Origin of the sequence: Alkalihalophilus lindianensis, from assembly GCF_032843265.1 — a bacterium.
In the GTDB taxonomy this organism is placed as follows: Bacteria; Bacillota; Bacilli; order Bacillales; family Bacillaceae_D; genus Alkalihalophilus; species Alkalihalophilus lindianensis.
On sequence record NZ_JAWJBA010000759.1, the window covers coordinates 1 to 249 of the forward strand.

1 pseudogene is annotated in these 249 nt (G+C 60.6%); it reads left to right on the forward strand.

Annotated elements, in window-relative coordinates:
- Nucleotides 1–249: pseudogene (locus RYX56_RS24210) on the forward strand (hypothetical protein); the annotation flags it as partial.

Here is a 249-nt window from a genome sequence, read left to right on the forward strand (position 1 = left end):
GGTGCCACGTTCGTTAACGGCAACTTTGTCGCGCCCATTTATCAGTTCCGCAGCGGTGCCACGCATCAAACTGTGGGAGCCGCTTTGGACGACCTGGATGGACGGGTGACTTTCCTTGAACAAAACCCAGGCAGCGGTTCCGGCACGCCCGGCCCGCGCGGCGCAGATGGGTTAAGCGCCTACGAGGTGGCGTTGGCCAACGGCTTCCAAGGCAATGAACAAGATTGGCTGGCAAGCCTGAAAGGGGAG